Origin of the sequence: Microbacterium sp. bgisy189 (assembly GCF_965345345.1) — a bacterium.
In the GTDB taxonomy this organism is placed as follows: domain Bacteria; phylum Actinomycetota; class Actinomycetes; order Actinomycetales; family Microbacteriaceae; genus Microbacterium.
On record NZ_CBDRMZ010000001.1, the window covers coordinates 289,389 to 316,207 of the forward strand.

Sequence of the window (26,819 nt, forward strand, 5' to 3'; positions counted from 1 at the left end):
TCGCGCCGGGCGGCGTGGGGTCACTCTGCGACGATGAGCTCGATCGCGGCGTTGACCTTCTCGCGCAGCGTGTCCGAGATCGGCGCGTTGCCGGCCGCGGCGGCGGCGGCGTCCTGGCCTTCGGCGCTGGCGATGTACTCGAGGTAGCCCTTGACGATGGGGGCAACCGATGCGTCCTGGTACTCCTCGCAGGCGATCATGTAGCTCACGAGGACGATGGGGTAGACGCCGGACTCGGTCGAGGTGCGGTCGAGCTCGATGGCGAGGTCACCCTCGCCGCGGCCCTCTTCGAATGCCGAGGCGTCCACGATCGCCGCTGCGGCCTCGGGCGAGTACGACACGAACTCCTCACCGACCTGGATGGCGGCGGTCGACAGGCCCTCCTCGGCGGCGCGCGACGCGTCGGCGTAGCCGATCGTGCCGTTGCCACCGGAGACGGCCGAGACGACCCCCGACGTGCCCTGTGCAGCCTCGCCGCTGGAGAACGGCCAGACGCCGTCGGGCTCACTCGTCCATGCGTCAGGCGCTGCCTGGAACAGGTAGTCGGTGAAGTTCTCGGTGGTGCCGGAGTCGTCGGCGCGGTGGACCGGGTTCACGGCCAGGTCCGGCAGCTCGACGCCCTCGTTCAGCGCGGCGATCGCCGGGTCGTTCCAGTTGGCGATCTCGCCGGCGAACAGCTTCGCGAGCGTGTCGGCGTCGAGGTTGAGCGAGTCGACGCCCTCGATGTTGAAGATGACCGCGATCGGCGAGATGTAGGTCGGCAGCTCGATGATGCCCGAGCCCTCGACGCAGCCGGCGAACCCGGCCTCGAGCTCTTCGGTCTTGAAGGCGCGGTCAGAGCCCGCGAAGGCGACGGCACCGGCCTGGAAGGACTCGCGGCCCGCGCCGGAGCCGGCCGGGTCGTAGGCGATGGTGACGCCGGAGTTGGCGGTCTGGAAGCCGGCAGTCCATGCCTGCACGGCCACTTCCTGCGACGAGGCGCCGGAGCCGGCGATCTCACCGGACAGCGTCTCGGTCGTGTCCGTGGCGGGGTCGGTGTTCGTGTTGCCGGTGGGCTCATTCGCGGCGCAAGCGGTGAGGGCGAGCGCAGCGACGGCGGTGACAGCGCCCAACTGGGCGATGCGGGTGAGCTTCACGTGAATTCCTTCGGGTGTCAGGGTCATGCCCTTGGTGCAGGGCTCGCCATGACGGTAGACATCGACTCTTACCAGAGTGCGCTGTCCGGGTGAACGGAAGGTGAACGGCTTCGATCCCGCTGGGGCGGCGTTGATCGGTCAGATCTTGGGTTCGTGGGTCTCGATCGACACGATCCCCGAACCGGGGTTGGTGGCCGACAGGTGCACCACAGAGAAGGCGCCGACGGGCAGGGCGGACGCGCTGCCGAGGTATGACCCGCGCATCGTGCCGGTGGCGAGCGCCAGCTCGGCGAGGATGTCGGGCAGCACCGGTCCGTGGCTGCACAGCACGGCGGGTTTGCGTGCCCGCACGCGCTTGCCGACGATGGCGCGCACGTCGCCGTCGCCTGCCTCCCACGCGTCCTGGCCCAGGTGTGGCGTGCGGGTGAGGCTGCGCCCCTGCGCCGCCGCGAACGGGGTGACGGTGGTGACGCATCGGACGGCGTCGCTCGTGATGATCTTTCGCACCCCGAACGCCTGCAGTGGGCCGACGAGTGCGGCGGCCTGCTTCGTGCCGCGCCCGGTGAGGGGGCGCGCGGCGTCTTCGCCGTCCCAGTCCTCGCGCGCGGTCGCTTTGGCGTGCCGCAGGACGACGATGGGGAACGTCTCGAGCACACCGTCGTCGACGAGGCGCAGGAACGCGTCGAGGATCTCGACGTCCACCGGATAGCTCAACTGCGCGCGTGCCTTCTTGGCGGTCATCCACTCCAGCGCCGCGATCTCTTTGTTGGGCACGAACGCCGACGCGCGGATCGCATCGTCGGTCGCTTCGACGGCCCAGTAGTGGACGATCTTCTGCTTCTTGCCCGGCAGACGATACCGCGAGACGCCCACCGGCACGCCCAGCGCGCCCCGGATGCCGGTCTCTTCGAAGATCTCCCGCACGGCCGTCTCGGCGAGCGTCTCACCCGGGTCGACCTTTCCCTTGGGCAGGGTGACGTCGGCATAGGCGGTGCGGTGGATGGCGAGGATGTGCAGCTTTCCCTCGACCATGCGCCAGACGACGCCGCCCGCGGCGTAGACGGCGGTGTCGGTCATCGCACCGCCCGCGCCCGACGGCGCCGCTGCACCGCGTTCATCGTCTTCTCCTGGATGTCGACGAGTGCCTTGCCTGCGGCATCCGTGCTGTGACGGGTCCACTCGCCCTCGGCGCCGAGGCGCCATGAACTCGTGTCGTCGCTCATCGCGAGGTCGAAGAGGTCCAGCAGTTCCTTTTTGTGCACGGGATCGCTCACGCGCACCAGTGCTTCGACGCGGCGGTCGAGGTTGCGGTGCATCATGTCGGCGCTGCCGATGTAGACGTTGGCGTCCTCGTCGGCTCCGAACGCGAAGATGCGCGAGTGCTCGAGGTAGCGCCCGAGAATGGAACGCACCGTGATGTTCTCGCTCACCCCGGGGATGCCGGTCTTCAGTGAGCAGATACCGCGCACCCACACGTCGACCCGGACGCCCGCCTGGCTGGCACGGTACAGCGCATCGATGATCTGCTCGTCGACCATCGAGTTGACCTTGATGCGGATGTGGGCCGGCTTTCCGTCGAGTGCGTGGCGACGCTCGGCGTCGATGTGGCGCAGCAGTCCCTTGCGCAGGTGCAGTGGCGCGACGAGCAGGCGCTTGAACTTCTTCTCGATCGCGTAGCCGCTCAGTTCGTTGAACAGACGGGTGAGGTCGCGCCCAACCTGCTCGTCGGCGGTGAACAGGCCGAAGTCCTCGTAGAGACGGCTGGTCTTGGGGTTGTAGTTGCCGGTGCCGATGTGGCTGTAGCTGCGAAGCATGCCGTCTTCTTCGCGGATCACGTGGAGCAGCTTGCAGTGGGTCTTCAGGCCCACGAGGCCGTACACGACGTGCACACCCGCCTTTTCGAGCTTGCGCGCCCACACGATGTTGGCTGCTTCGTCGAACCGGGCTTTCACCTCGACGAGGGCGAGCACCTGCTTGCCCTTCTCGGCCGCGTCGATGAGCGCTTGCACGATGGGGCTGTCACCGGAGGTGCGGTAGAGGGTCTGCTTGATGGCGAGCACGTGCGGGTCGTTCGCGGCCTGCTCGAGGAACGCCACGACGCTCGTGGTGAACGACTCGTACGGGTGGTGCACGAGCACGTCGTGCTTGCGGATCGCCGCGAACAGGTCGGCGCGACCGTTCTGCTCGGCGGGCTGGAACGCCGGCGCGGTCGACGGCACGTGCGCCGGGTAGTGCAGCTCGGGGCGGTCGATGCGGGCGAGGTCGAACAGGCCGCGCAGGTCGAGCGGGCCGGGGAGGCGGTAGACCTCCTGCTCGGTGATGTCGAGCTCGTCGATGAGCAGCTCGAGCGTCACGTCGTCCATGTCCTCGGTGACCTCGAGGCGGATCGGCGGGCCGAACCGTCGCCGCAGCAGCTCTGCTTCGAGGGCCTGGATGAGGTTCTCGGTCTCGTCCTCCTCGATCACGACGTCCTCGTTGCGGGTGAGCCGGAACGCGTGGTGCTCGAGGATCTCCATGCCGGGGAACAGGTCGCCGAGGTGGTTCGCGATGAGGTATTCCAGCGGCAGGTAACGCGACCGCGCGGCGCCGCCGGGCACCTCGACGAAGCGGGGGAGCATGGGCGGCACTTTGAGGCGGGCGAATTCCTGCCGGCCCGTCTTGGCGTTGCGGATGCGGATCGCGAGGTTCAGCGACAGCCCCGAGATGTAGGGGAAGGGGTGCGCCGGGTCGACCGCGAGCGGCATGAGCACCGGGAACACCTGCGCCTGGAAGTAGTCGTACAGGTCGCTGCGTTCGTCGTCGCTGAGATCGTCCCAGCCGACGACTTCGATGCCGGATTCGGTCATGGCGGGCTTCACCTGGTCAGCCCAGGCGCGCGCGTGACGAAGCTGCAGGCGATGCGCCTCGGTGGAGATGTCGCCGAGGACGTCCAGCGGTGCACGCCCGACGTTCGTGGGGACGGCGAGCCCGGTCACGATGCGACGCTTGAGGCCCGCGACGCGCACCATGAAGAACTCGTCGAGGTTGCTCGCGAAGATGGCCAGGAAGTTGGCCCGCTCGAGCACCGGAAGCGTCTCGTCCTCGGCGAGCTCGAGCACACGCTGGTTGAAGGCGAGCCAGCTCAGCTCGCGATCCTGGTAGCGGTGTTCGGGAAGCTGGGCGTCGGGCGCTTCGACGGCTTCATCGAAGTCGTCGTCGTCCGCGTCGCCCAGACCGGAGTCGATGACATCGGTATCGATCATCCCCTCATCATTGCAGGGTGAGGTGACGAGTGTGTGAACGCGGTCAGGACTGCGACGACGGTGCCGGCGCGCCCTGCGGCTCGGGTACCTGGTCGTCCTCGTACACGTTGAAGCGATAGCCGACGTTGCGCACCGTGCCGATGAGCTGTTCGAGGTCGCCGAGTTTCGCCCGCAGGCGTCGCACGTGCACGTCGACGGTGCGGGTGCCGCCGAAGTAGTCGTAGCCCCATACTTCGCTCAGCAGCTGTTCGCGCGTGAACACCCGGGAGGGGTGGGTCGCGAAGAAATGCAGCAGCTGGAACTCCTTGTAGGTGAGGTCGAGGGGCTTGCCGTGCACTTTCGCTGAGTACGACGATTCGTCGATCGTGATGCCCGAGGTCTGAATGCGGGTCGAGACCTGCTCCGCGTTCTGACGGCCGATCGCGAGACGGATGCGGGCGTCGACCTCTGCGGGCCCGGCGCCGACGAGGATGACATCGTCGATGCCCCAGTCGGTCGAGACCGCCGTGAGCCCGCCCTCGGTGACGACGAGGACGAGCGGGGCATCGAGTCCGGTCGTGTTGAGGATCTTGCACAGCGACTTCGCGCCGACCAGGTCGGTGCGGGCGTCGAGGAAGATGACGTCGGCGTTGGGGGCGTTGACCAGTTGCGCGGGCTCTGCGGGAATCTGGCGCACACGGTGGCTCAGCAGCTCCAGCGCAGGCAGAACGGAGTCGCCGCTGGGAGCGGAACTGAGAACGAGGAGCTGCGCCAAAGGGGGATCCCTCCACGGGATGGCCGAACGTGCCCCTATCCTAGGCCGTCGCCGACGGCCTGCTTCGCGCGGCGGGCGCTCGCTTACGTCACAATGGAGGCATGGCCCTGCCCGAACTCGCTCCGCGCAACACCTTCATCGGTGTCGTCGTCGTCTGGGTCGCAGCCGCTGTGCTCGCGCTGGTGATCGGCATGGTCGCGCCCGCCGACTGGCGCGCCGCCTGGATGCCGCTCGGGTTGGGTGCGTGCTTCTTCCTCGCCTTCGGCATCCAGCTGTCCTACGGCACGTCGCAGGGATTCATCCAGCGCGTCGCAGCGAGCGTGCTCGGCGCGATCGCCGTGATGGGGTTCATCGGCATCGGCTTCGGGCTGGCCACGCTGTTCCCGGCCTGATCGGCGAGGTCTGGGCCGCGGGGTGCCGCGGGCGGCGTAGAGTGGGGGGCATGGACCTGTTCGCGCTCGAACTCTTCTTCGTTGGGCTCCTCGGCCTCGCGTCGCTGGCGATCCTCTTCGTCTCCGGCGTGGTGATCAAGAACCTCTACCGCGGCCAGCGCTGAGCACCGTGATCGAGATTCCGACCGATCTGCCGGCGGACCTCGTTCCGCTGTCATGGCTGCTGGGCGTCTGGGAGGGCACCGGGGTCATCGACTACGAGGCCAGTGGTCACCATTTCACGGGCGAGTTCGCGCATCGTGTGAGCTTCAGTCACGACGGCGGTGACTTCCTGAACTATTCCGCCGGCGCCTGGCTGCTCGGCGACGGCGAGGCCCGAACGCCTCTCGTGGCCGAGACTGGCTTCTGGCGGCTGGCGCGGCCGTCCGCCGACCACGACCCGGGTCCCGGCCTGTTGCCGGCGATGGTCGAGGCCTCGGCGCCGCGCACGGCCGACGATGTCGAGACACTGCGCAACGCCGACGGCGGGTTCGATATCGAGGTCTCGCTCGTGCACTCCGACGGCGTGAGCGAGTTGTACCTCGGTCAGGTAAAGGGCCCGCGCATCGACCTCGCCACCGATGCGGTCGTCCGCACCGCCGGTGCCAAGCACTACGCAGCGGCGACGCGGTTGTTCGGGCTGGTCGACGCGCACCTGTTGTGGGCGTGGGACATCGCGGCGCTCGGCGGCGAGCTCGCGTCGCACGCGTCTGCGCGCTTGGCCCGGGCGGAGTGAGCATCGTGGCAGACGCGTTCGTCGCGCTCCCCGGCGCTGTCTTCGATGAGGTGGGGCTCGTCCACCTCGGTTCGCCGATGCGTGAGCAGCGCGCCCTTGCCGCAGGCACCGCCGTCGCGCCGCTGTCCGACCGACGCGTGCTGACGGTGGCCGGTGAAGACCGGTTGACGTGGCTCGACTCGATCACGTCGCAGGCCGTCGCGCGGCTGCAGCCGGGTGAGAGTTCGGAATTGCTCGTCCTCGATCCGCACGGTCACGTCGAGCACGCCGCGGCCGTCGTCGACGACGGCACCCGCACGTGGCTCATCGTCGATGAGACGGACGCCGAGGGCCTGCTGACCTTCCTCACCCGCATGCGGTTCCGACTTCGCGTCGACCCGCAGGACGTGTCGGCGGCTCATCGCGTGATCGGCGGAACGGCCGACGCGACCGCATCACTCGACGCGGTCGCCGTGTGGCAGGATCCATGGCCCGCGGTGCGCACCGGAGGGTGGGGTTACGCCGCCACCGACCCGCACCCGGGTGCCGAGCGCGACTGGTCGGAGGCGGTGATCACGGCATCCGCGTATGAGGTGCTCGCCGCGTCACGAGCGCCTGAGTCGATCGCCGGGCGCCTCGCGGCCGACGCGCTGCGGATCGCGGCATGGCGTCCGCGCGTCGCCGCTGAAGCAGACGAACGGACGCTGCCGCACGAGGTTGACTGGCTGCGAACGGCCATCCACCTCGAGAAGGGGTGCTACCGGGGGCAGGAGACGGTCGCCAAGGTGCACAACCTCGGCCACCCGCCCCGTCGCCTTGCCGCGCTGCACCTCGACGGCAGTGATGCTGAGCTTCCGTCGCCGGGTGCAGAAGTCCGCCGCGACGGCGAAGCCGTCGGCGCCATCACCTCGGTGGCGCGCCATTTCGAAGAGGGGCCGATCGCGCTTGCACTGCTCAAGCGCACCGTGCCGGTCGACGCCGCGCTGACGGTTGCCCTGGACGGCGAGGGTGAGGTCGCCGCCGCCCAAGAGCAGATCGTGCCGCCTGACGCCGGCCGGACGGCATCGATCCCACGGATGCCGCGACTCTCACGCCGCCGGTGAGCATGAGCGAGGTGCCGCCCACGGCGCCGGTTCCGACGGGATGGCGTTCCCGGTTCGACCTCGCCGCGCGCCTGCACCGCGTGCGCGACTCGCTGCCTGCGATCGCGCAATTGGTCGTCGCCGCGACGCTCGCCTACCTCATCGCCCACATCGGCCTCGGTCACGAGGCGCCGCTGCTGGCAGCGACCGTGACGATCTCCAGTCTCGGGCTCGCGCGTGATGCCCGTCCGCTGCGGGTGCTCGAGACGGTCGTCGGCATGGTCGTCGGCATCCTCGTCGCAGAGCTGCTGCTGGTGCTGCTCGGCGCGGGATGGTGGCAACTCGGCGTCGCGCTGGCGGCGACGCTGCTCGTCGCTCGCGTGCTGTCGTCGCAGTCGGGATTCGCGATCGCGGCGGCCATCCAGTCGCTCATCGTGATGGTCCTGCCCGCCAGCGCGCCGGGGCTGCGTCTGGTCGACGGCGCGATCGGCGGCGTCGTCGCGCTCGTCGTCACGGCCCTCATCCCGCGCAGTCCGCTGCGACGGGCCGTCGCCGACGGTGAAGCGCTGTTCACGGGCCTCGACAACGCGATGGGCACCGTCGCGCAGGCGCTGCTGCGCGGTGACCGTGTGCGCGCCGAACGGGCGCTCGAGAAGGCCCGCGCGCTGCAGGCGCCGCTGGACCAGTGGCGCGGATCGGTCGAAGCCGGTGCGGCGATCGCCCGCATCTCACCGTTCCTCCGGCGGCAGCGCTCAGAGCTGGCCCGGCAGCAGCGCATGCTCACGCACGCCGACTTCGCGACCCGCAATCTCCGCGTCATCGCCCGTCGCTGCGTCTACCTCATCGGCGACGGCGAACACCGACCGGTGGCTGCGGACCTCCTCATCCAGTTGCGCGTCGGGACGGCGCTGCTCGGCGGATCGCTCGCCGACATCTCGCTGCAGCCTGCGGCTCGAGAGGCGATCCGGGCCGTCGCGGCACGACTCGACCCCGAGATCGGCGCGGGCTCGGGCGACCAGAACCTCGTCGCCGCCCTCCGTCCGCTCGCGGTCGACCTGCTGGTCGCGACGGGCATGGAGCCCGCCGACGCCCGCGGCATCCTGCCGTCGTTGTGACCTCGCCGCTGTGCGGTGCCGATCAGTCCGGGCGGACGGCATCCCATGGCACGGTGACTTCACCCAGCCGCCAGCGGGACCGCCCCGACACCGGCCACCCCGCCGATGCAAGGGCATCGAGGGCGGTGCGCCACCGCTGGACCGGTCCGAAGGCGGAGGCAGCGACCGCGCGGGTCCATTCAGCATCGAGCGCGCTCAAGAAGGCGTGGACGCGTTCGCCGTGGACGTTGTGATGGATGAGCGCCTTCGGCAGTCGCTCGGCCGCGATCGCGGGGGCGTCCAGGCCGGTCAACCGCAGTGAGACGGTGAGCGTGCGCGGTGCCGCATCGGCGCCCACCTCGATCCAGGTGCAGATGCGACCGAGCTCATCGCACGTGCCCTCGACGAGCATGCCGCCGGGCTGCAGTCTCGACGTCATGCGGCGCCACGCCCCTGCGACGTCCGCCTCGTCGTACTGCCGCAGCACGTTGAAGGCGCGGATGACCGCCGGCGCACGGTCGCTCGGCACCTCGAAGCCGCCCCGGGCGAACCGCACCCGGGCGTCTGTGGCGAAGTCGGTGAGGCCCTCGCGCACCAGCCGGAGCTGCTGCCTGGCGCGCTCGACCCGCTCGGGGTCGATCTCCAACCCGAGCACCTCGACATCGGGCCTGCTCCGCCGCAGCCGGGCCTCGAGTTCGAGGGCGGTCACCCCGCTCGCGCCGTATCCGAGGTCGACGACGAGCGGGTCATCGGTGCGACGCAGCACAGGATGCCGTGCGATCCACCGATCGATGCGCCGCAGCCGGTTGGTGCCGGTCGTGCCGCGCGTGATCTGCCCGACCGGTCCTGGCGTCATGAGCCCATGATGCCAGGGGTGACGTCGATAGGATGGCGGCATGAGTGCCCCCTACACGCTGATTCTCCTCCGCCACGGGCAGAGCGAGTGGAACAAGACCAACCAGTTCACCGGATGGGTGGACGTGCGCCTGACCGAGCAGGGCCGGTCCGAGGCACAGCGCGGAGGTGAGCTGCTCAAGGAATCGGGCATCCTGCCCGACGTGCTGCACACGTCGGTGCTCAGCCGCGCGATCCAGACTGCGAACATCGCGCTCGACGCCGCCGACCGCCTCTGGATCCCCGTCAAGCGCTCATGGCGCCTCAACGAGCGCCACTACGGTGCGCTGCAGGGCAAGGACAAGGCGCAGACGCTCGAGGAATTCGGCGAGGAGCAGTTCATGCTGTGGCGTCGCTCGTTCGACGTGCCGCCCCCGCCGCTGCCGGCCGACGCCGAGTTCAGCCAGGTCGGCGACCCCCGCTACGCCGGGATCGACGGCGAGGTGCCCGCGACCGAGTCGCTCAAGATCGTGATCGACCGGATGCTGCCCTACTGGGAGTCCGACATCAAGCCCGACCTCGCCGCCGGCAAGACGGTGCTCGTCACGGCCCACGGCAACTCGCTGCGCGGCCTCGTCAAGCACCTCGAAGGCATCAGCGACGCCGACATCGCAGAGCTGAACATCCCCACCGGCATCCCGCTCGTATACAAGCTGGATGCGGACTTCGCGCCGATCGGCGCCGGCGAGTACCTCGATCCGGCAGCGGCCGCGGCGGGTGCCGCCGCCGTCGCCAACCAGGGCAAGCACTGACACGCACGACAAAGCAGCGGGCCCGGATGCCGATCGGCATCCGGGCTCGCTGCTCGTTGCGGCCGGTGTCAGCGCGCGTCGGCGTCGACGACGGTGATCGCGTCGGTGTCGGGCGTCCAGTCGCCGGTCGCGAGGTAGGCGACCTTCTTGGCCACCGACACGGCGTGGTCGGCGAAGCGCTCGAGGTAGCGGCTGGCGAGCGTCGCGTCGACGGTTGCGGCGGCCTCGCCCTTCCAGTTGTCGCTGAGGACCTTCTCGAAGACCGAGATGTGCTTGTCGTCGAGTTCGTCGTCGAGGTTGCGCAGCGTCTCGACGAGCGCGAGGTTCTCAGTGCGCAGCAGTTCGCTGAGCGTGCGAGCCACCTCGACGTCGAGCTCGCCCATCGTTGTGAAGGTGTTCTTGAGTCCCTTGGGGATGGCCCGCTCGGGGAAGCGCATCCGCGTGAGCTGCGCGATGTGCTCGGCGATGTCGCCCATGCGCTCGAGCGACGTGCTCACGCGGAGGGCGGCGACGACGATGCGCAGGTCGCGGGCGACCGGCTGCTGGCGGGCGAGGATCTCGATGGCGAGTTCGTCGAGTTCGACAGCCTTGACGTCGATGATCTGGTCGGCTTCGATGACCTCTTCGGCCAGGCCGACGTCACTGGTCGCGAACGAGCGTGTGGCCTTGTCGATGGCGACCGTCACGAGGTCGGCGATCTCGACCAGACGTGAACGCACGTCCTCGAGCGACTGGTGGAACACTTCGCGCATGGATGGTCCTAACTTGTCTCGTCCCGGGGCGCGCGGCACTGTCCGCGCGCGGCCTCCGAGATCATCCCCCTCGAAGGTTAACGAACGGTGCCGCATCGGTGAACATCGGGCGGTGATCGGCCGTACGGGGCCGAACCGGTCGTTTCGAAGGTCGTCACCCACCGTACGCTGAGAGCCATGGAACCGACGCTGCTGGCGCTGCTGGCGCTCACGCTTGGCGTGGTGATCGGAGCGGCCGTCGTCGGACTCGTGATGATCGCCCTGCGTGCGCGCGACCGCGTGCATGAGGAGTCGTCGCTGGACGTGCCCGACGGTGCTGCCGCCGTTCTCCTGGGCATGGACGACGCCGCAGTCGTCGTGGACGGATCCTTCAAGGTGGTCGCGGCTTCGGGGCCGGCGGCGGCATTCGGCATGACGGAGGGTGAGACCCTCGTCGGCGACGAACTACGGGCGCTGGTGCGGGCGGCGCGAGGGAGCGGGCGAGCCGAATCGGAGACCCTCCGCCTCACGCGCGGCACGCTCCCCGCAGATGATCGCCTCGTCACCGCTCGCGCCAACGTCATCACACCGCGACTGATCCTGCTGCTGCTGCGTGACATCACCGAGCGCGAGCGGGTGGAGGAGATGCGGCGTGACTTCGTGGCGAACACGAGCCACGAGCTGAAGACCCCCGTCGGCGCCATCACGCTGCTCGCCGAGGCGATCGAGATGGCGGCTGATGACGAGGCGCAGGTGCGCCATTTCGCCGGTCGCCTGTCGGCGGAGGCAGGGCGACTCGGTCAGCTCACGAGCCGCATCATGAACCTTTCGCGCCTGCAGTCGGCGCCCGAGCTGTCGGAGCTGCGCGACATCTCGGTCGACGAGCTCGTCGGCTCCGCGATCGAATCGCAGGCCGTCTCCGCCGAGGCGGCCGGCATCACGGTCGTCCGCGGTGGCACCAAGGGGCTGTTCGTGCGCGGCGACGCGCAGATTCTCACCGATGCGATCGCGAACCTCATCGCGAATGCGATCGCGTACTCGCCCGAGGGTGGTCAGGTCGGCATCGGCGTCAAAGACGGTGACGGCACCGTGGAGATCGCCGTGACTGATCGCGGCATCGGCATCCCGGAGGGCGACCAGCAACGCGTGTTCGAGCGGTTCTACCGGGCCGATCAGGCCCGCAGCCGTCGAACCGGCGGGACCGGGCTCGGGTTGTCGATCGTCAAGCACGCCGTCCAGCGTCACGGCGGTGAGGTTGTGCTGTGGTCCCGCCCCGGTCGTGGTTCCACGTTCACGGTCCGGTTGCCTGCCGTGCCGGCGCCGCCCTCGGCGGGGTCCACGAAGAAGAAGAAGAAATCCGCCCGGTCGAAGACTCGGGCGAAGGGAGAGAAGCAATGACCCGCGTGCTGATCGTCGAGGACGAGCCTGATCTGGCCGACCCGCTTGCGTACCTGCTGCGTCGCGAAGGGTTCGAGGTCGAGATCGCCGAGGACGGGCCCACCGCACTCGAGGCGTTCGCCGCGCACGGACCGGACATCGTGCTGCTCGACCTCATGCTCCCCGGTATGGCAGGCACCGAGGTGTGCCGCATCATCCGCACGACCTCGAAGGTGCCGATCATCATGCTCACGGCGAAGGACTCCGAGGTCGACATCGTCGTGGGACTCGAACTCGGTGCCGACGACTACGTGACCAAGCCGTACTCGTCGCGTGAGTTGCTCGCGCGGATGCGGTCGGTACTGCGCCGATCCGACGCCCCCGAGCTCGACGTCGAGGAGCGCGTGCTGGAGGGCGGCCGTGTCACGATCGACATCGACCGCCATACGGTCGCCGTCGACGGCGCAGAGATCTCGATGCCGTTGAAGGAGTTCGAACTGCTCGAGGTGCTGATGCGCAACGCGGGTCGCGTGCTGACCCGCGGCCAGCTGATCGATCGCGTGTGGGGGAGTGACTACTTCGGTGACACAAAGACGCTCGACGTGCACATCAAGCGCATACGATCGCGCATCGAGAAGAGCCCGAGCGAGCCGGTCATGCTGCTGACCGTACGCGGGCTCGGCTACCGCTTCGAGGGTTGAGCGCCCGCTCAGGCAGCGGGGACGAACTCGCTGAGGTACGGCAGCTTGCCGTCGAGCACCGGCACTGCGGTCTCGACGGCGGTGCCGTCGCCTGACTGGAATGACACGTCGACGCCGCCGCCGACCTCGGCGCCGAGTCCTTCGAACAGCAGCGGCGCGGCGCCGTCGACGCCGAGGCTCACGGTGCTGCGAGCGGGAACGTTGACCGTCTGCGTCTGACCGGCGACACCGACGATGAGCGTCTCGGACGTGTCGGTGTCATTGACGACGGCGGCGATGAAGTTGCCGACATCCCCGGTGGGGTCGGAGACGATCAGTGCGTTGCGCACCTTGAGCGGGCCCGACGAGTCGGCGACGTTGACGCCTTCGGCGGGAGAGTAGGGGATCGTGGTCGCCTGCGGCGAGATCATGGCGCATCCAGATGCGCCGAGCACGACGGCCAGTCCCAGGGCGAGCGAGGCGATGGCGCGCTTGTTCACGGATCCTCCAGATAAGTGCAGACGACGACGTGTCCATCCTAACGGGCGCGCGCGTGCGTGCGGGATGCGGTGGGCCCCTGCGCCGGAGAACCTTAGCGTATGTCGCCTGTGGTATTCTGGAGGTTGCCGAAAGGACATAACTGCATGCTTTTTGAGGTTGGCGAGACGGTCGTCTATCCGCACCACGGGGCCGCGACGATCATCGAGGTCAAGGACCGCATCATCAAGGGTGAGACGAAGAAGTATCTGAAGCTCAACGTCACCCAGGGCGACTTGGTCATCGAGGTTCCGGCAGAGAATGTCGATCTGGTCGGCGTTCGCGATGTCATCGGCAAGGACGGCCTTGAGAAGGTCTTCGATGTGTTGCGTGCTCCCTTCACCGAGGAGCCGACCAACTGGTCGCGCCGCTACAAGGCGAACCTCGAGAAGCTCGCTTCGGGCGATGTCATCAAGGTGAGCGAGGTCGTGCGCGACCTGTGGCGCCGTGACCAGGACCGCGGCCTGTCGGCCGGGGAGAAGCGCATGCTTGCAAAGGCACGCCAGATCCTCGTCTCCGAGATCGCGCTCGCGCTGAAGTCCGACGAGGAGCACGCGTCCTCCGTTCTGGACGACGTCCTCGCTTCCTGACCCGACCCGGAGGGCCGTGCGATCGGTAGCCTCGAACGCATGAGCATCATCGCCGCACCGCGCGTGGCCGTCATCGTCGTCGCGGCGGGATCCGGAACGCGTCTGGGCGCCGACATGCCGAAAGCGTTCGTCGGTCTCGGTGCGCACACGATCCTCCGCCACGCGCTCGCGGGCGTGTTCGCGGGCCCGGAGGCGCAAGTCGTGATCGTCGCGCCCGAGGATCGACTCGGTGACGCCCGCACCGACGCCGACGAGGCTGCTGGTTCGAGACGCGACCTCGTTTCGGTGGTCGCCGGTGGCGCGACGCGACAGGCGTCGGTCGCGGCGGGCCTGCATGCCGTGTGGCCCGACGTCGAGATCGTGCTCGTGCACGATGCGGCGCGCGCCTTGACGCCACCCGACGTGTTCGCGCGGGTGATCGAGGCGGTGCGCTCGGGGCAGGATGCTGTACTCCCCGTGCTGCCGGTCGTGGACACGCTGAAGAAGGTCGCGGCATCCACCGTCGTCGCCGCCGTCGACCGCGCCGACCTCGCCGCTGCGCAGACCCCGCAGGGGTTTCGCCGGGACATCCTCGACACCGCCTACGGCGCTGCGGGAGCGGACTTCACCGACGACGCGGCGCTCGTGCAGCACGCGGGCTTTCCGGTGTTCACCGTCCCGGGCGACGAGCGCGCGTTCAAGATCACGACGCCGGCCGACCTCCAGCGCGCCGCGCTGCTCGCAACGCCCGTCACGCCGGTGCATCCGTTCCCTCGTGTCGCCGCGCCCCGGGTCGGGGTGGGCACCGACGTGCACGCCTTCGGCGGTGAGGGCGCGCTCTGGCTCGCCGGGCTGGAGTGGCCCGGCGAGGTGGCGCTGCACGGGCATTCCGACGGCGACGCCGTCGCACACGCGATCGTCGACGCGGTGCTCGCGGCCGCCGGTCTCGGTGACATCGGCACGCACTTCGGCACCGACCACCCCGAGTACGCGGGTGCGCACGCCGACGCGTTCCTCGGGCGGACGCGCGAACTCGTCGAAGCCGCGGGCTACCGGATCGGCAACGTGTCGGTGCAAGTGCAGGCCAATCGTCCGCGGTTCGCGGCACGCCGCGTCGACGCGGAGCAGGTGCTCTCGACGGCGCTCGGTGCACCGGTCGCGGTGTCGGCCACGACGACCGACGGGCTGGGGTTCACCGGCGCTGGCGAGGGCGTAGCGGCGTTCGCCGTGGCAGTCGTGCTCCCCGCGTGAGCGCGACCGTCGTCAGAGCGCCATCGTCATGAAGACCGAGTGGCGGTCCGGGCGGTAGTCGCCGAACGGCTCGCACAGCTCGAAGCCGGCCGAGGCGTACAGCCCGCGAGCAGGCGCGAACGACGCCTGACTGCCCGTCTCGAGCCAGAGCCGCGTCATGCCGCGCTCGCGCGCGTCGTCCAAGATGCGGGTGAGCACGGCGCGGCCGACACCGGTTCCGCGGAAGGCGTCATCCACCCGCATCGACTTGATCTCGCCGCTGCCGTCGCCGAGATCCTTCAACGCCCCGATGCCAGCGAGCCGGTCATCGCTCCAGGCCGACCAGAACCGCACGCCGGGTTCGCGCAGCGCATCGACGTCGAGCACGTGGCAGCTCTCGATCGGTGACGTCGCCCGCATGTCGGCGTGGTGGGCGGCGATGAGCGCCCGCGTCGCCGCACCCGACAGGTCGTCGGCACGCACGTCGAGCACGGGCGCATCGGAGGTTCCGGTCATGCGCACACCGTAGCGCGCGCAGGTTTCGCGCACATCACGCTTCGGCGGCGTACGGCGCGGGGTCTCGCGGTTGCCGCGAGAAGACGGCGAGCAGCACGAGACCGGCGGCAAGGACGAGGATGCCGATGACGGCGCCGCCCGTGAGGGTCTCGCCGAGCAGGAGCACCCCCAGCATCCCTGCCGTGAGCGGCTCGGCGAGCGTCAGTGTGGCGGCGGTCGCGGCCGTGAGCCGCTGCAGTCCCCAGGTGAACAGGGTGTAGGCGACGGCGATGGTCGCAAGGCCCAGCCAGAGCGCCACCGTCAGCCCGCCCGGCGAGGCGAGCCAGCCGAGATCCACGAACAGCAGCGCGAGTGCGCCGCAGATGGCCGAACCGGCTCCCATCGCGCCCGCGACGGTGAACGGGTCCCAGCCGTCATCCATGAGCCGCCGCTGCGCATTCGCGAACACGGCGAACGCCGCCCCGGCGCCCAGCGACCCGACGATGCCGAGCGGATCGGCGCCCCCTGCGCCGCCACCACTGATGGCGAGCACCGCGACCCCGACCGTCGCCAGTGCCGTCGCGGTCATCCACACCCGGCTCGGCAGGCGCCGGGTCATCGCCCATTCGAGCAGTCCCGCCAGCACCGGCGCCGACCCGAGCGCGATGACGGTGCCCACGGCGACCCCGCTGCGTTCGGTGCCGAGGAAGAACAGCGGCTGGTAGGCGGCGAGGCAGACGCCGGTGACGGCCATGAGCGCGAACGCACGGCGTGTCAGCCGGGGCGGTGCGGACTGTCGGGCACGCTGCCGACGGCCGATTCCGAGTCCGATCGCCGCGAGCGCCGTGCCGCCGATCACGAGCCGGGCGACGCCGACCGACAGGGGCGTCGTGTCGCCCGGGCCGAGGGCCTGCGCCGTCCCCGTCGTGCCGAAGAGCACGGCGGCTGCCAGCACGGCGAGGACGGGGATCACGCTTCCAGTTCTACACGCCCTCCGCGTGCTGCCCGTACGGTTGAGGGATGCCGATTCCCGCACCCGTCACCCGCTCGGGCCTGGCCGCTGTCGAGACCTGCTGAGCGGCCCGACGTCATGAATGCTGACCGTCACCACCCGCTGAAGCGCGCGGGCCGCCGGTAGGCTGTTCTGGTGACGGTCCGGCTCTATGACACCAAGGCGCAGGCGCTGCGCGATTTCGCGCCGCTCGACCCGTCGAACGTCACGATGTACGTCTGTGGGGCGACGGTGCAGTCGGGTCCGCACATCGGTCACCTCCGGGCGGCGCTCGCGTTCGACGTGATGCGGCGCTGGCTCGAGCACCGCTTCGGCACCGTCACGTTCGTCCGCAATGTCACCGACATCGACGACAAGGTGCTCGCGAACGCCGTCCACCCCGACGAACCGTGGCTCGACGAGCCGTGGTGGGGCCTGGCGTACCGCATCGAGCAGGAGTTCACGCAGGCGTATGCCGCCATCGGCATCCTTGCGCCGACGTACGAACCGCGCGCGACGGGTTCGATCCCGCAGATGATCGAACTCATCGAGACGCTCATCGCGAAGGGGCACGCGTATGCCGCCGCGGGCAGCGTCTACTTCGACGTGCCGTCGTGGCCTGAGTACGGCGCGCTGACCAATCAGCGGGCCGGCACGCTCGACGCATCGCCCGACACGGATGCCGGCAAGCGCGACCCGCGCGATTTCGCCCTGTGGAAGGCCGCGAAGGCGTCCGAACCGGCCGACGCCACGTGGGCGTCGCCGTGGGGTCAAGGGCGGCCGGGGTGGCACATCGAGTGCTCGGCGATGAGTCGCCGCTACCTCGGCGCTGAGTTCGACATCCATGGCGGCGGACTCGACCTGCGCTTTCCGCACCACGAGAACGAACTGGCCCAGTCGACCGCCGCCGGTGACGGCTTCGCGCGCTACTGGGTGCACAACGGCCTCGTGACCGTCGGCGACCAGAAGATGTCGAAGTCGCTCGGCAACTACGTGCTTGCGGCAGATGTGCTCGAGGGCCGGGACCCGCTCGTGGTCCGCTATGCGCTGCTCGCGGCGCACTACCGGTCCAGCCTCGACATTGGCGACAGCACGTTCGCTGAGGCGGAGGCGTCGCTGGAGCGCATCTCGGCCTTCCAGCAGCGAGCGGTGCGCGCTGTGTTCCCGACCGACGAGGGCGCGTTCGGATTCTTCGGCAGCGAGTACCCGCCGGCGTTCGGCGCGGCAATGGATGACGACCTCGGCGTACCGCAGGCGCTCGCCGCCCTGCACGAGACGGTCCGCGCCGGGAACATCGCGCTCGATGCCGGCGACCTCGATGCGGCACGCGCGGCCCTCACGGCCGTCGCGTCGATGACGGCGGTGCTCGGCATCGACCCGATGACCTCGACCACCCGCTGGAAGGCTGGCGTGCAGCGGGGGATGGGCGCCCTCGACGTCCTCGTGCGCACCATGATCGATCAGCGCGCCGAGGCGCGCGCCAGCAAGGATTGGGCGACGGCCGACCGCATCCGCGACGCGATCGCGGCGGCCGGCATCGCCCTTGAAGACGGTCCCGACGGGACCCATTGGAGTGTGAACCATGGCGAAGTTCGGTAACCCGTCCGCGGGCAAGGGCAAGAAGAAGGGCCCGACGAAGGGCTCTGGCGGCAAGGGACGCCGGTCGCTGGAGGGCAAAGGCCCGACGCCGAAGGCGGAGGACCGCGCCTGGCATCCGGCCGGCAAGCGCAAGGCCGCCCAGGAGCGCTATGTGGCATCCGGTGGCAAGCCGCGCCCGAAGCAGGGGAACGTGAACCGGGCGCCCAAGGCGAAGGCCGGCGACGACACCGAGAACGTCACCGGGCGCAACAGCGTGCTGGAGGCGCTACGGGCGAAGATCCCCGCGACCGCGTTCTACATCGCCCAGCGCGTCGAGATGGATGACCGCGTCAAAGAGATGCTGTCGATCGCGACGCACCGCGAGATCCCGGTGCTGGAGGTCACCCGGCAGGAGCTCGACCGCATGGCCGGGTTCGACGGCGTGCACCAGGGCGTCGCGCTCAAGGTGCCGCCGTACGAGTACGCGCACCCGCAGGACCTGCTCGAGGAGATCATCGAGACGGGGGAGACCCCGCTGCTCGTGGCCCTCGACGGCGTGACCGATCCGCGCAACCTCGGTGCGATCATCCGCTCCACGGCGGCGTTCGGCGGGCAGGGCCTCATCGTTCCGCAGCGTCGTTCGGCGGGCGTCAACTCGGCCGCGTGGAAGACGAGCGCGGGCGCAGCCGCCCGCATCCCGGTCGCGATCGCGCCGAACCTCACGACGACGCTCAAGGAGTTCAAGAAGCAGGGCGTCTTCGTGCTCGGCCTGGACGGAGGCGGCGACGTCTCGCTGCCGGCGCTCGAGCTCGCCGACCGCCCCGTCGTGATCGTCGTCGGCTCGGAAGGCAAGGGCCTCTCGCGCCTGGTCACCGAGACATGCGACCAGATCGTCTCGATCCCGATCTCGTCGGCTACCGAGTCGCTGAACGCGGGGATCGCGGCGTCCGTCGCGCTCTATCAGGTCTCGACGATCCGCGCCGCCGCGGAATGAACTGAGCCGTTTCGGGAAGAATCTCGCAGCGTGACCGGTTGCGTCCCAGCAGAGCCGCTACGAAAGGACACCCCATGACCCGCATCGCTGTACTCGGAGGCACCGGCTACGCCGGCCGTCACATCATCGCGGAGGCCGCAGAGCGCGGGCACACGATCGTATCGGTGGCGCGGAGCATCCCCGGTGAACGGGTGGAAGGTGTGACGTACATCGAGGGCACGCTGCTCGACGTTCCGGCGCTGGCTGCTGAGCTCGAGGGCGTGGACGTGCTGATCTCGGCGATCGCGCCGCGCGGCGACATGCTCGGGCAGGTTCGTCCGAACCTGCACGCGCTGCTGTCGGTGCTGCCGGAGTCGGTGCGCGTCGGCGTCATCGGCGGCGCCGGCGGCAGCCTCGTCGCCGAGGGCGGCCCGCGCGTCATCGACAGCGGTTTCCCCGACGAGTTCAAGCCCGAGGCCGAAGAGGCCATCGGCATCCTCGATGATCTGCAGGCAGACACCACGGGCCGCGATTGGTTCTTCGTGCACCCCGCCGGCGGCTTCGGCGCGTGGGCGCCCGGCGAGCGCACCGGCACCTACCGCATCGGCGGCGACGTGATCGTCACCGACGAGGCCGGCGAATCCTTCATCTCCGGCGCCGACCTGGCCGTCGCCGTGCTCGACGAGATCGAGAAGCCCGCGCACCACCGCGCGCGCTTCACCGTCGGCTACTGATCAGACGAGGTCGCGCCAGTCCAGCGCCTGGGTCTCGGTGCCGGGCTCGGGCACGTCGTCGTCGGACTCGATGACCGGCACCGCGGTCGTCTCGGTGGGCGGGCCCATGACGGTCGCCTCGTCACGGCGGTGGCGCAGCACCTCTTCGACGTACGACCCCAGCGCCTCGGCGAGGGGGACTGATCGGCCGAGTGCCTGCGACTTGTACCAGCGGTGCTCCAGCACCTGGTGGAAGACCTCGGCGGGCTCGAGCTTGGCGCGCAGATCCCACGGGATCGCCTTCACCACCGGTTCGAAGATGCGCGTCAACCACTCGTGGGCGACCATCTCCTCGTCGGAGCCGAGGCGTGAGACGCGCGCCTTGAACTCGTCCATGTCGTTGAGCAGGCGGCGGGCCTGGTTCTCTTCGACGTCGAGCCCGGTGAGGCGGATGAGGCGGCGCTGGTGATGCCCGGCATCCACGACCTTCGGTTGGATCGAGAGCGTCGTGCCGTCGTCGGTCGTCTGGATCGCCATTTCGCCGATGTCGAAGCCCAGCTCGTTGAGGCGGTGCACGCGTTCGGTGATGTGCCACGACTCGTTGGCGGAGAAGGACTCCTGGTCCTTGAGGGCACTCCACAGCGACCAGTACGCCGTGAGGATGCCGTCCGCGATGGCGAGGGCATCCACACCGCCCTCGAGCCTGCCGCCGGCTTCGAGGTCCATGATCTCGCCGGCGATGTTCGTGCGAGCGATGTCGAGGTCGTGCTCGCGCTGCCCGCGGGTCAGGCCGCCTTCATGCAACTCACCGGTCTCGGCGTCGACGAGGTAAGCGGCGAACGCCCCGGCGTCACGACGGAACAGGGTGTTCGACAGCGAGACGTCACCCCAGAAGAACCCGACGTTGTGCAGCCGCACCAGCAGCGCCGCGAGCGCGTCGACGAGACGGGTGGCGGTGTCGGGACGCAGCACCTGCGTGAACAGCGCACGGTAGGGGAGTGAGAATTTCAGGTGCGACGTGACGAGCGCCGCAGGCAGCGGGTTTCCGGCGGCGTCACGACGTCCGTCGATCGCGGCGACCCGGCTCACGCAGGGCACGTCGAGGCGTGAGAGCGAGCCGAGCATCTCGTACTCGCGTCGGGCCATCTCGGCAGTCGTCTCCTTGACCGCGACGACGCTGCCCGACAGGTTCGCGAAGCGGACGAGGTGTCGTGAAATGCCCTTCGGCAGGCTCACCACGATGTCGTTGGTCCATTCACCGAGCGGCGTCGACCAGGGCAGCGCCAGCAGCCCGGCATCCACGCTGCTGGCGGTGATCGTCAGAGAAGCGGGCACGAATCCTCCGGGGAGCAGGGGGCGGAATGCAACGCGGCGCAGGGGGTCTTGCGACCCGCCCGCGCCGCGGTGCGTGGAATTTCGGTCAGGCCGAAGCAATGGCCTTGTCGGTGAGACGCTCGCCCGATTCCTGGTCGAAGACGTGCACGTGGTCCGGAACCGGAGCCAGCACGACCTTCTCGCCGGCGTTCGGGTGGTTGCGGCCGTCGACGCGCGCCACGATGTCGGTGCGCTTGCCCTCGATCTCGGTGTGGCCGTACAGGTAGCCGTCCGCGCCGAGCTCTTCGACGAGGTCGACGTCGACCGTGAGGCCCTGGCCGTCGGCCGGGTTGACCACGAGGTCTTCGGGGCGGATGCCGACCGTGACCTCGGAGCCGTGCGCCTTGCCCAGCGTGTCGGCCTCGATGCGAACGACCTTGTTGCCGAACTGCACGCCGCCCTCCACCAGCGCGGCCGGGAACAGGTTCATGGCAGGCGAGCCGATGAAGCCGGCGACGAACACGTTCTGCGGCTTCTCGTACAGGTCGCGCGGGGTGCCGACCTGCTGCAGCAGGCCGTCCTTGAGCACGGCGATGCGGTCACCCATCGTGAGCGCCTCGGTCTGGTCGTGCGTGACGTAGACGGTCGTGACGCCGAGGCGGCGCTGGAGCGACGCGATCTGGGTGCGGGTCTGCACACGGAGCTTGGCGTCGAGGTTCGACAGCGGCTCGTCCATGAGGAACACCTGGGGCTGACGCACGATCGCGCGGCCCATGGCGACACGCTGACGCTGACCACCCGAGAGGGCCTTCGGCTTGCGGGTCAGGTACTGCTCCAGGTCGAGCAGCTTGGCGGCCTCGAGCACGCGCTGCGCACGCTCTTCCTTGTTGACGCCGGCGATCTTCAGGGCGAAGCCCATGTTCTCGGCGACGGTCATGTGGGGGTAGAGCGCGTAGTTCTGGAACACCATCGCGATGTCGCGGTCCTTCGGCGGGACGTCGGTGACGTCGCGGTCGCCGATGCGGATGGCGCCGGAGTTGACCTCTTCGAGGCCGGCCAGCATGCGCAGCGAGGTGGACTTTCCACAACCGGACGGGCCGACGAGAACGAGGAATTCCCCGTCACCGACCTCGAGGTTGAGCTTGTCGACCGCGGGGCGAGTGCCACCGGGGTACAGACGGGTTGCGTTGTCGAACGTGACTGACGCCATGATTTTCTCCTTCACCGGCAGGTACGTGCCGGACGATCCGTAGTGAATGGATGCGAGACGCTGCCCGCGCGCCCACCATTGGGCGTACCGATCAGTATGCCACGGCGCGGCGCCGAGTTCGCGCGAGTATCTGGGGATTTCTCAGGGGAGGTCGTTAGCATCGTCTGGTCGCAACGCCCGTGCGACATCCGTGCATCTGCACGCCCTGACTGTCGAGAGGTTCCATGTCCAGCGACGAGACCCCGAACGCGCCGGTGGCGCGAGACCGCCGTGAGGCCGTCCGCGAGAAGGCGCAGCAGGTGCACGCCCGTCAGTCCCGCGCGCGTGTGGTGCGTCGTTCGCTGCTGACGCTCAGCGCTGTCGCCGCGGTCGCCGTCGTCGCGGTCGCGGTGACCTGGGCGGTCGCCTCGACGGTGTCTCGTCCGCAACTGTCCCCGTCGAACATGTCGGGTGACGGGTTCGCGGTCGCCTCGATCACGGGTGCCGTCAATGCGCCCGGCACGGTCGAGGATGCCGAAGCGAACCAGTCGGTCGAAGAGGGCGACGCGACCGACACGACCCCCACGGCGACGCCGTCAGCGCTGCCGCAGGTCGAGATCCATGTGTATGTCGACTACCTGTCGCCGGGCGCGCGGGAGTGGCAGCTGGCCAATGCGCCGCAGCTGACCAGCTGGGTCAACGAGGGCGCCGCGACGCTCACCTACCACCCGGTGTCGATGCTCACCGCGAAGTCGAACGGCACGAAGTACTCGCTGCGTGCCGCCGGCGCGGCCGCGTGCGTGGCGACCCACGCCCCCGACACGTTCTACACGTACAACAACGAGCTGCTGTCGAACCAGCCCGAGGTCGACTCGGACGGCATGACCGACGTGCAGCTGGCCGACCTCGCCCAGGCATCCGGTGTCGACGACCCGAAGACGGTGCGCAAGTGCATCGAGAACGGCGACTACATCTCGTGGGCCAAGGAGGTCACCGAACGGGCCGTCTCCGGTATCGACGGAACCGACGACCTGGCGCTGACCGGCACGCCGATGGTGCTCGTGAATGGGCAGCCGTACGTGGGTGCACTCGATGACCCGGCGGAGTTCTCGCAGTTCGTCTCCACCACCGCGAGCGGCGCCTTCTACAAGCAGCAGCTCGAAGAGGCGACCCCGACGCCGACCGCCACCCCGACGCCGTCGGAGTGACCGGAGCCGCGGGCTAGACTTGCGGCAGCCCCGCCGGCTTGGCGCAATTGGTAGCGCACCGTACTTGTAATACGGGGGTTGCAGGTTCAAGTCCTGTAGCCGGCACAGTTTCCTCTTCCGGCGCGCGTAGGCTCGTCTGGTGACCGCCGACGCCCACGCTCCTGCACGGATGCCGGCGTGGTTGGCGCTGTCGAGTGCCGTGCTCGTGGGTGTCTTGACGGCCGTGCAGGCCCGCGCGAACGGCCAGCTCGGGGCGCGCCTGGATGACGGGCTGGTCGCGGCGGCCATCTCGTTCGGGTCGGGGCTGATCATCCTGATCGTGCTGTCGATCGCGCTCCCTGCCGGGCGCCGTGGTGCGCGCCGGTTGGCCGACGGCATTCGGGGCCGCACCCTGCCGTGGTGGATGCTGCTGGGCGGCGCAGCAGGGGCGCTGTCGGTGGCGACGCAGGGCCTGACCGTCGCGATCATCGGCGTCTCGCTGTACACGGTCGGGGCCGTTGCGGGGCAGACCTTGAACGGGCTCGTGCTGGACCGCGTCGGCTACGGGCCGTCCGGCCTGGTCGCGGTGACGGTGCCTCGCGTGGTCGGTGGCGCGCTCATGTTGGCCGCCGTCTTCTTCTCGGTGGGCACCGGCGATGTGCTGGCCACGATCCCGTGGTGGATGCTCGTGCTGCCGTTCGTGGCGGGTGTCGGCATCGCGTGGCAGCAGGCCACCAACGGCCGGCTGCGGCAGCGCGTGGGAACGCCGTTGACGGCGACCCTGGTCAACTTCATCGGCGGCACCGCGATCCTCGTCGTGGCTGCGGTCGTGTCCGTCGTGGTGCGCGGGATGCCCGACTCGGCGCCCACAGACCTGTGGCTGTACAGCGGCGGCGCGCTCGGGGTGGCCTACATCATGCTGTCGGCGGCGATCGTCGCGCATACCGGTGTGCTGCTCCTGGGGCTCGGCGCCGTCACGGGCCAGCTCGTCGCGGCCTTCGTGCTCGATCTGCTGTGGCCTGCCGCGGCGAGTCCCGGCTGGCTCGTCGAGCTGCTCACCGTGATCGTCGCGCTCGCTTCCGTGGCCGTCGCGGCTGTGCCGTGGGGCCGTCGGCGCCGACGCGGCTGAGCAGGATCAGGCCGGCTTCTTGCCCGGCATCCGGGTGACCAGGGGACGCGCGTCGACGGCCTTTCGCCTGCCGCCCTTGGCCTTGGCCGGCTTGCCGCCGACGTACAGCCAGCCCAGCAGCTCTTCGTTCTTGCCGAGCCCGTGGGCCTTGGCGACCGCCTTCGAGCGGGTGTAGCCGCCGGTGCGCCAGATGACACCCCAACCGGCCTCGTCCAGCAGCAGGCTCAGCATGTGGGCGACGCCGGATGCGACGGCCTCCTGCTCCCAGCGGGGCACCTTGTCGCTCTTGCGATAGTGCGCGACGACGGCGATCAGCAGTGGCGCACGCAGCGGCTTGGACGAAGCCCCCTTGTCGCCGTTCGCCTTGTTGATGGCGCGGCCGAGTGTCTCGCGGTCGGCTCCCCGCAACTCGATCAGCCGCCAGGGGCGCAGCGACGAGTGGTCGGCGACGCGGCCCGCGGCGGACACGAGTCGCAGCAGCTCTTCACGGGTCGGTGCGTCGTCGGTCACCTTCGAATAGGACCGACGCGTACGTGCGGCCTCGAGTGCGGTCACTGCTGTTCGGGGGTGAACGCGAGGGAGATCGAGTTCATGCAGTAACGGTCACCGGTGGGGGTGCCGAACCCGTCGGGAAAGACATGGCCCAAGTGTGAGCCGCAGTTCGCGCAGCGCACCTCGGTTCGCACCATGCCGTGCGAGTTGTCTTCGAGCAGTTCGACCGCTTCAGGGCGCACCGACTCGTAGAAGCTCGGCCACCCGCAGTGCGAGTCGAACTTGGTGCCGCTCTGGAACAGTTCGGCGCCGCACGCGGCACACGTGTAGAGGCCCGCGCGCCCTTCATCGAGCAGTTCGCCCGTCCAGGGTCGCTCGGTGCCGGCTTCGCGCAGCACGGCATACTGCTCGGGCGTCAGCTGCTCGCGCCACTGCGCCTCGGTCTTGTCGACGTGGTAGGTCATGGGTGACTCCTTCCCGCTTCTATTCAACCCGACCGGCGGGCTGCGTGTTCCGCGAGAATGAGGCCGATGGACATCGACGAGGCTGCGGCAGTCGCCGAGCGCTACGACAGGTTCGCGTGCGACGAGGCGCCCGGACGCTCCGACCTGTACGCGGCGTGGGCGCGCAGGGTCGCGGACGACCCGGCGCTGTGCGCTGTGCTCGCGAGGGTGCGCCCACAGCGACGGCAGCCACCGCTCGTGTTCGCGGTGGCGCGGCTGCTCGGCGCGCCCGAGACCGACGATCTCGACGCGTGGGCGAACTGGATGCTGACGCACGCCGACGCGCTCGTCGACGAGACCGGCCGCCGATCCCTGCAGACCAACGAGCCGCAACGCTGCGCGGCGCTGCTGCCCGCGCTCAGTCGGATCGAGGGGCCGATCGCCCTGCTCGAAGTGGGTGCGAGCGGTGGCCTGTGCCTCTTTCCCGACCGGTACAGCTACCGATACACGCACGACGACGGGCGGGTGCTTGCGCTCGACCCGACCGGCGGAGCGTCCACCGTGGTGCTGGAGTGTCGGGTGCGAGGGGAGCGGATGCCGCGGGTGCGGGTTCCTGAAGTCGTGTGGCGTGCTGGAATCGACCTCAATCCGCTCGATCCGCGGGACCCCGAGACGAAGCGTTGGTTGACGGCGCTGGTCTGGCCGGGGGAGTCCGGGCGGACCGCCCGCATCGAAGCCGCCGTCGACATCGCGGCTGCCGAACCGCCGCTGCTCGTCGCAGGCGACGCGGCCGACGCGCTGCGCACGCTCGCCGAGGCGGCGCCGAGCGGCGTGACCCTGGTGGTGACGACACCCGGGGTGCTCGCGCACATCCCGGCGGCGAACCGAACCCGCGTCATCGAGACGGCGCGATCGTCGGGCCGCTGGATCACCCTCGATGCGCCAGGGCTGCACACGGGCTGGAACGGCTCGGTCGACGGCATCCGCGACGGTTTCGCGCTGGCGCTCGACGGCGACGTGCTCGCGGCCGTGGACCCACTCGGGCATTGGTGGGAGTGGCACGACGGCACGCGGCCGAAGGGGCGTTAGCG

Annotated in this window: 28 protein-coding genes and 1 tRNA gene; 16 read left to right on the forward strand and 13 right to left on the reverse strand. The window is 69.5% G+C overall.

Features of this window, described 5'->3' with window-relative positions:
- Positions 1 to 20: 20 nt before the first annotated feature.
- The 4 genes from pstS to ACSF8R_RS01475 form a co-directional block, all read right to left on the reverse strand.
- Positions 21 to 1,136: a phosphate ABC transporter substrate-binding protein PstS gene (gene pstS / locus ACSF8R_RS01460; protein ID WP_434810068.1), complete on the reverse strand. Its 1,116-nt coding sequence runs from the start codon at positions 1,134 to 1,136 to the stop codon at positions 21 to 23.
- Positions 1,137 to 1,274: 138 nt separating this feature from the next.
- Positions 1,275 to 2,213: an NUDIX hydrolase gene (locus ACSF8R_RS01465; protein ID WP_434810069.1), complete on the reverse strand. Its 939-nt coding sequence runs from the start codon at positions 2,211 to 2,213 to the stop codon at positions 1,275 to 1,277.
- Positions 2,210 to 4,378 (reverse strand): RNA degradosome polyphosphate kinase, encoded by a 2,169-nt coding sequence (locus ACSF8R_RS01470; protein ID WP_434810070.1) that lies wholly within the window; start codon positions 4,376 to 4,378, stop codon positions 2,210 to 2,212. The genes ACSF8R_RS01465 and ACSF8R_RS01470 overlap by 4 nt, the downstream gene beginning before the upstream one ends.
- 43 nt (positions 4,379 to 4,421) lie before the next feature.
- Positions 4,422 to 5,132 (reverse strand): response regulator transcription factor, encoded by a 711-nt coding sequence (locus tag ACSF8R_RS01475; protein WP_434810071.1) that lies wholly within the window; start codon positions 5,130 to 5,132, stop codon positions 4,422 to 4,424.
- 101 nt (positions 5,133 to 5,233) lie between these two features.
- Between ACSF8R_RS01475 and ACSF8R_RS01480 the strand changes: the two genes are divergently transcribed.
- From ACSF8R_RS01480 to ACSF8R_RS01495, 4 genes are all read left to right on the forward strand, one after another.
- Positions 5,234 to 5,524 carry a hypothetical protein gene (locus ACSF8R_RS01480; protein ID WP_434810072.1) on the forward strand — a complete coding sequence of 97 codons (291 nt, stop codon included), beginning with the start codon at positions 5,234 to 5,236 and terminating at the stop codon, positions 5,522 to 5,524.
- A 169-nt stretch (positions 5,525 to 5,693) separates the two neighbouring features.
- Positions 5,694 to 6,299 (forward strand): FABP family protein, encoded by a 606-nt coding sequence (locus ACSF8R_RS01485; RefSeq protein ID WP_434810073.1) that lies wholly within the window; start codon positions 5,694 to 5,696, stop codon positions 6,297 to 6,299.
- A gap of 5 nt (positions 6,300 to 6,304) precedes the next feature.
- Positions 6,305 to 7,381: a YgfZ/GcvT domain-containing protein gene (locus ACSF8R_RS01490; protein WP_434810074.1), complete on the forward strand. Its 1,077-nt coding sequence runs from the start codon at positions 6,305 to 6,307 to the stop codon at positions 7,379 to 7,381.
- Between the two features lie 2 nt (positions 7,382 to 7,383).
- Positions 7,384 to 8,475 (forward strand): FUSC family protein, encoded by a 1,092-nt coding sequence (locus tag ACSF8R_RS01495; protein WP_434810369.1) that lies wholly within the window; start codon positions 7,384 to 7,386, stop codon positions 8,473 to 8,475.
- 22 nt (positions 8,476 to 8,497) lie between these two features.
- On the opposite strand, the gene ACSF8R_RS01500 is transcribed toward ACSF8R_RS01495, so the two are convergent.
- Positions 8,498 to 9,310 carry a class I SAM-dependent methyltransferase gene (locus ACSF8R_RS01500; protein WP_434810075.1) on the reverse strand — a complete coding sequence of 271 codons (813 nt, stop codon included), beginning with the start codon at positions 9,308 to 9,310 and terminating at the stop codon, positions 8,498 to 8,500.
- A gap of 40 nt (positions 9,311 to 9,350) precedes the next feature.
- On the opposite strand from ACSF8R_RS01500, the gene ACSF8R_RS01505 reads away from it, so the two are divergent.
- Positions 9,351 to 10,100, forward strand: coding sequence for a phosphoglyceromutase (locus tag ACSF8R_RS01505; RefSeq protein ID WP_434810076.1), 750 nt, complete (start codon positions 9,351 to 9,353; stop codon positions 10,098 to 10,100).
- Between the two features lie 68 nt (positions 10,101 to 10,168).
- On the opposite strand, the gene phoU is transcribed toward ACSF8R_RS01505, so the two are convergent.
- Positions 10,169 to 10,852 (reverse strand): phosphate signaling complex protein PhoU, encoded by a 684-nt coding sequence (gene phoU, locus ACSF8R_RS01510; RefSeq protein ID WP_434810077.1) that lies wholly within the window; start codon positions 10,850 to 10,852, stop codon positions 10,169 to 10,171.
- Between the two features lie 177 nt (positions 10,853 to 11,029).
- Here phoU and ACSF8R_RS01515 point away from each other — a divergent pair, with 177 nt between their 5' ends.
- The gene (locus tag ACSF8R_RS01515; RefSeq protein ID WP_434810078.1) at positions 11,030 to 12,229 is read left to right on the forward strand and encodes a sensor histidine kinase; all 1,200 of its coding nucleotides are present in this window, start codon (positions 11,030 to 11,032) and stop codon (positions 12,227 to 12,229) included.
- Positions 12,226 to 12,909, forward strand: a complete 684-nt coding sequence (locus ACSF8R_RS01520; protein WP_434810079.1) for a response regulator — start codon at positions 12,226 to 12,228, stop codon at positions 12,907 to 12,909. The genes ACSF8R_RS01515 and ACSF8R_RS01520 overlap by 4 nt, the downstream gene beginning before the upstream one ends.
- 8 nt (positions 12,910 to 12,917) lie before the next feature.
- Here ACSF8R_RS01520 and ACSF8R_RS01525 read toward each other — a convergent pair whose 3' ends face one another.
- The gene (locus ACSF8R_RS01525; protein ID WP_434810080.1) at positions 12,918 to 13,388 is read right to left on the reverse strand and encodes a DNA modification methylase; all 471 of its coding nucleotides are present in this window, start codon (positions 13,386 to 13,388) and stop codon (positions 12,918 to 12,920) included.
- Positions 13,389 to 13,532: 144 nt separating this feature from the next.
- On the opposite strand from ACSF8R_RS01525, the gene ACSF8R_RS01530 reads away from it, so the two are divergent.
- Together ACSF8R_RS01530 and ispD are read left to right on the forward strand one after the other, a co-directional pair.
- The gene (locus ACSF8R_RS01530; protein ID WP_434810081.1) at positions 13,533 to 14,015 is read left to right on the forward strand and encodes a CarD family transcriptional regulator; all 483 of its coding nucleotides are present in this window, start codon (positions 13,533 to 13,535) and stop codon (positions 14,013 to 14,015) included.
- A 39-nt stretch (positions 14,016 to 14,054) separates the two neighbouring features.
- The gene (gene ispD / locus ACSF8R_RS01535) at positions 14,055 to 15,245 is read left to right on the forward strand and encodes a 2-C-methyl-D-erythritol 4-phosphate cytidylyltransferase (protein ID WP_434810082.1); all 1,191 of its coding nucleotides are present in this window, start codon (positions 14,055 to 14,057) and stop codon (positions 15,243 to 15,245) included.
- 12 nt (positions 15,246 to 15,257) lie between these two features.
- Here ispD and ACSF8R_RS01540 read toward each other — a convergent pair whose 3' ends face one another.
- Positions 15,258 to 15,740, reverse strand: a complete 483-nt coding sequence (locus ACSF8R_RS01540) for a GNAT family N-acetyltransferase (protein WP_434810083.1) — start codon at positions 15,738 to 15,740, stop codon at positions 15,258 to 15,260.
- Positions 15,741 to 15,774: 34 nt separating this feature from the next.
- Positions 15,775 to 16,692 carry a DMT family transporter gene (locus tag ACSF8R_RS01545; RefSeq protein WP_434810084.1) on the reverse strand — a complete coding sequence of 306 codons (918 nt, stop codon included), beginning with the start codon at positions 16,690 to 16,692 and terminating at the stop codon, positions 15,775 to 15,777.
- A 174-nt stretch (positions 16,693 to 16,866) separates the two neighbouring features.
- Here ACSF8R_RS01545 and cysS point away from each other — a divergent pair, with 174 nt between their 5' ends.
- The 3 genes from cysS (at position 16,867) to ACSF8R_RS01560 (ending at position 19,995) form a co-directional block, all read left to right on the forward strand.
- Positions 16,867 to 18,309, forward strand: a complete 1,443-nt coding sequence (cysS, locus tag ACSF8R_RS01550) for a cysteine--tRNA ligase (RefSeq protein ID WP_434810085.1) — start codon at positions 16,867 to 16,869, stop codon at positions 18,307 to 18,309.
- Entirely contained in the window at positions 18,293 to 19,282 is a 990-nt protein-coding gene (gene rlmB / locus ACSF8R_RS01555) for a 23S rRNA (guanosine(2251)-2'-O)-methyltransferase RlmB (RefSeq protein ID WP_434810086.1), read from the forward strand. Before cysS ends, rlmB begins: the two co-directional genes overlap by 17 nt.
- Positions 19,283 to 19,356: 74 nt before the next feature.
- Complete coding sequence (locus tag ACSF8R_RS01560; RefSeq protein WP_434810087.1) at positions 19,357 to 19,995, forward strand: NAD(P)-dependent oxidoreductase; 639 nt, start codon at positions 19,357 to 19,359, stop codon at positions 19,993 to 19,995.
- Here the strand turns inward: ACSF8R_RS01560 and ACSF8R_RS01565 are convergent, their stop codons facing one another.
- Positions 19,996 to 21,309, reverse strand: coding sequence for a DUF4032 domain-containing protein (locus ACSF8R_RS01565; protein ID WP_434810088.1), 1,314 nt, complete (start codon positions 21,307 to 21,309; stop codon positions 19,996 to 19,998). It lies immediately after the preceding gene.
- Between the two features lie 85 nt (positions 21,310 to 21,394).
- Complete coding sequence (locus ACSF8R_RS01570) at positions 21,395 to 22,498, reverse strand: ABC transporter ATP-binding protein (protein WP_434810089.1); 1,104 nt, start codon at positions 22,496 to 22,498, stop codon at positions 21,395 to 21,397.
- A gap of 224 nt (positions 22,499 to 22,722) precedes the next feature.
- On the opposite strand from ACSF8R_RS01570, the gene ACSF8R_RS01575 reads away from it, so the two are divergent.
- The 3 genes from ACSF8R_RS01575 to ACSF8R_RS01585 all read left to right on the forward strand — a co-directional run bounded on the left by ACSF8R_RS01575 (position 22,723) and on the right by ACSF8R_RS01585 (position 24,793).
- The gene (locus tag ACSF8R_RS01575; protein WP_434810090.1) at positions 22,723 to 23,685 is read left to right on the forward strand and encodes a DsbA family protein; all 963 of its coding nucleotides are present in this window, start codon (positions 22,723 to 22,725) and stop codon (positions 23,683 to 23,685) included.
- Positions 23,686 to 23,717: 32 nt separating this feature from the next.
- A tRNA-Thr gene (locus ACSF8R_RS01580) sits at positions 23,718 to 23,790 on the forward strand.
- Positions 23,791 to 23,854: 64 nt separating this feature from the next.
- Positions 23,855 to 24,793, forward strand: coding sequence for a DMT family transporter (locus ACSF8R_RS01585; RefSeq protein WP_434810370.1), 939 nt, complete (start codon positions 23,855 to 23,857; stop codon positions 24,791 to 24,793).
- A gap of 6 nt (positions 24,794 to 24,799) precedes the next feature.
- Here the strand turns inward: ACSF8R_RS01585 and ACSF8R_RS01590 are convergent, their stop codons facing one another.
- Entirely contained in the window at positions 24,800 to 25,348 is a 549-nt protein-coding gene (locus ACSF8R_RS01590; RefSeq protein ID WP_434810091.1) for a nitroreductase family protein, read from the reverse strand.
- Positions 25,345 to 25,749, reverse strand: coding sequence for a peptide-methionine (R)-S-oxide reductase MsrB (gene msrB, locus ACSF8R_RS01595; protein ID WP_434810092.1), 405 nt, complete (start codon positions 25,747 to 25,749; stop codon positions 25,345 to 25,347). Before msrB ends, ACSF8R_RS01590 begins: the two co-directional genes overlap by 4 nt.
- 66 nt (positions 25,750 to 25,815) lie before the next feature.
- Here msrB and ACSF8R_RS01600 point away from each other — a divergent pair, with 66 nt between their 5' ends.
- Complete coding sequence (locus ACSF8R_RS01600; RefSeq protein WP_434810093.1) at positions 25,816 to 26,817, forward strand: DUF2332 domain-containing protein; 1,002 nt, start codon at positions 25,816 to 25,818, stop codon at positions 26,815 to 26,817.
- Positions 26,818 to 26,819 lie beyond the last annotated feature (2 nt).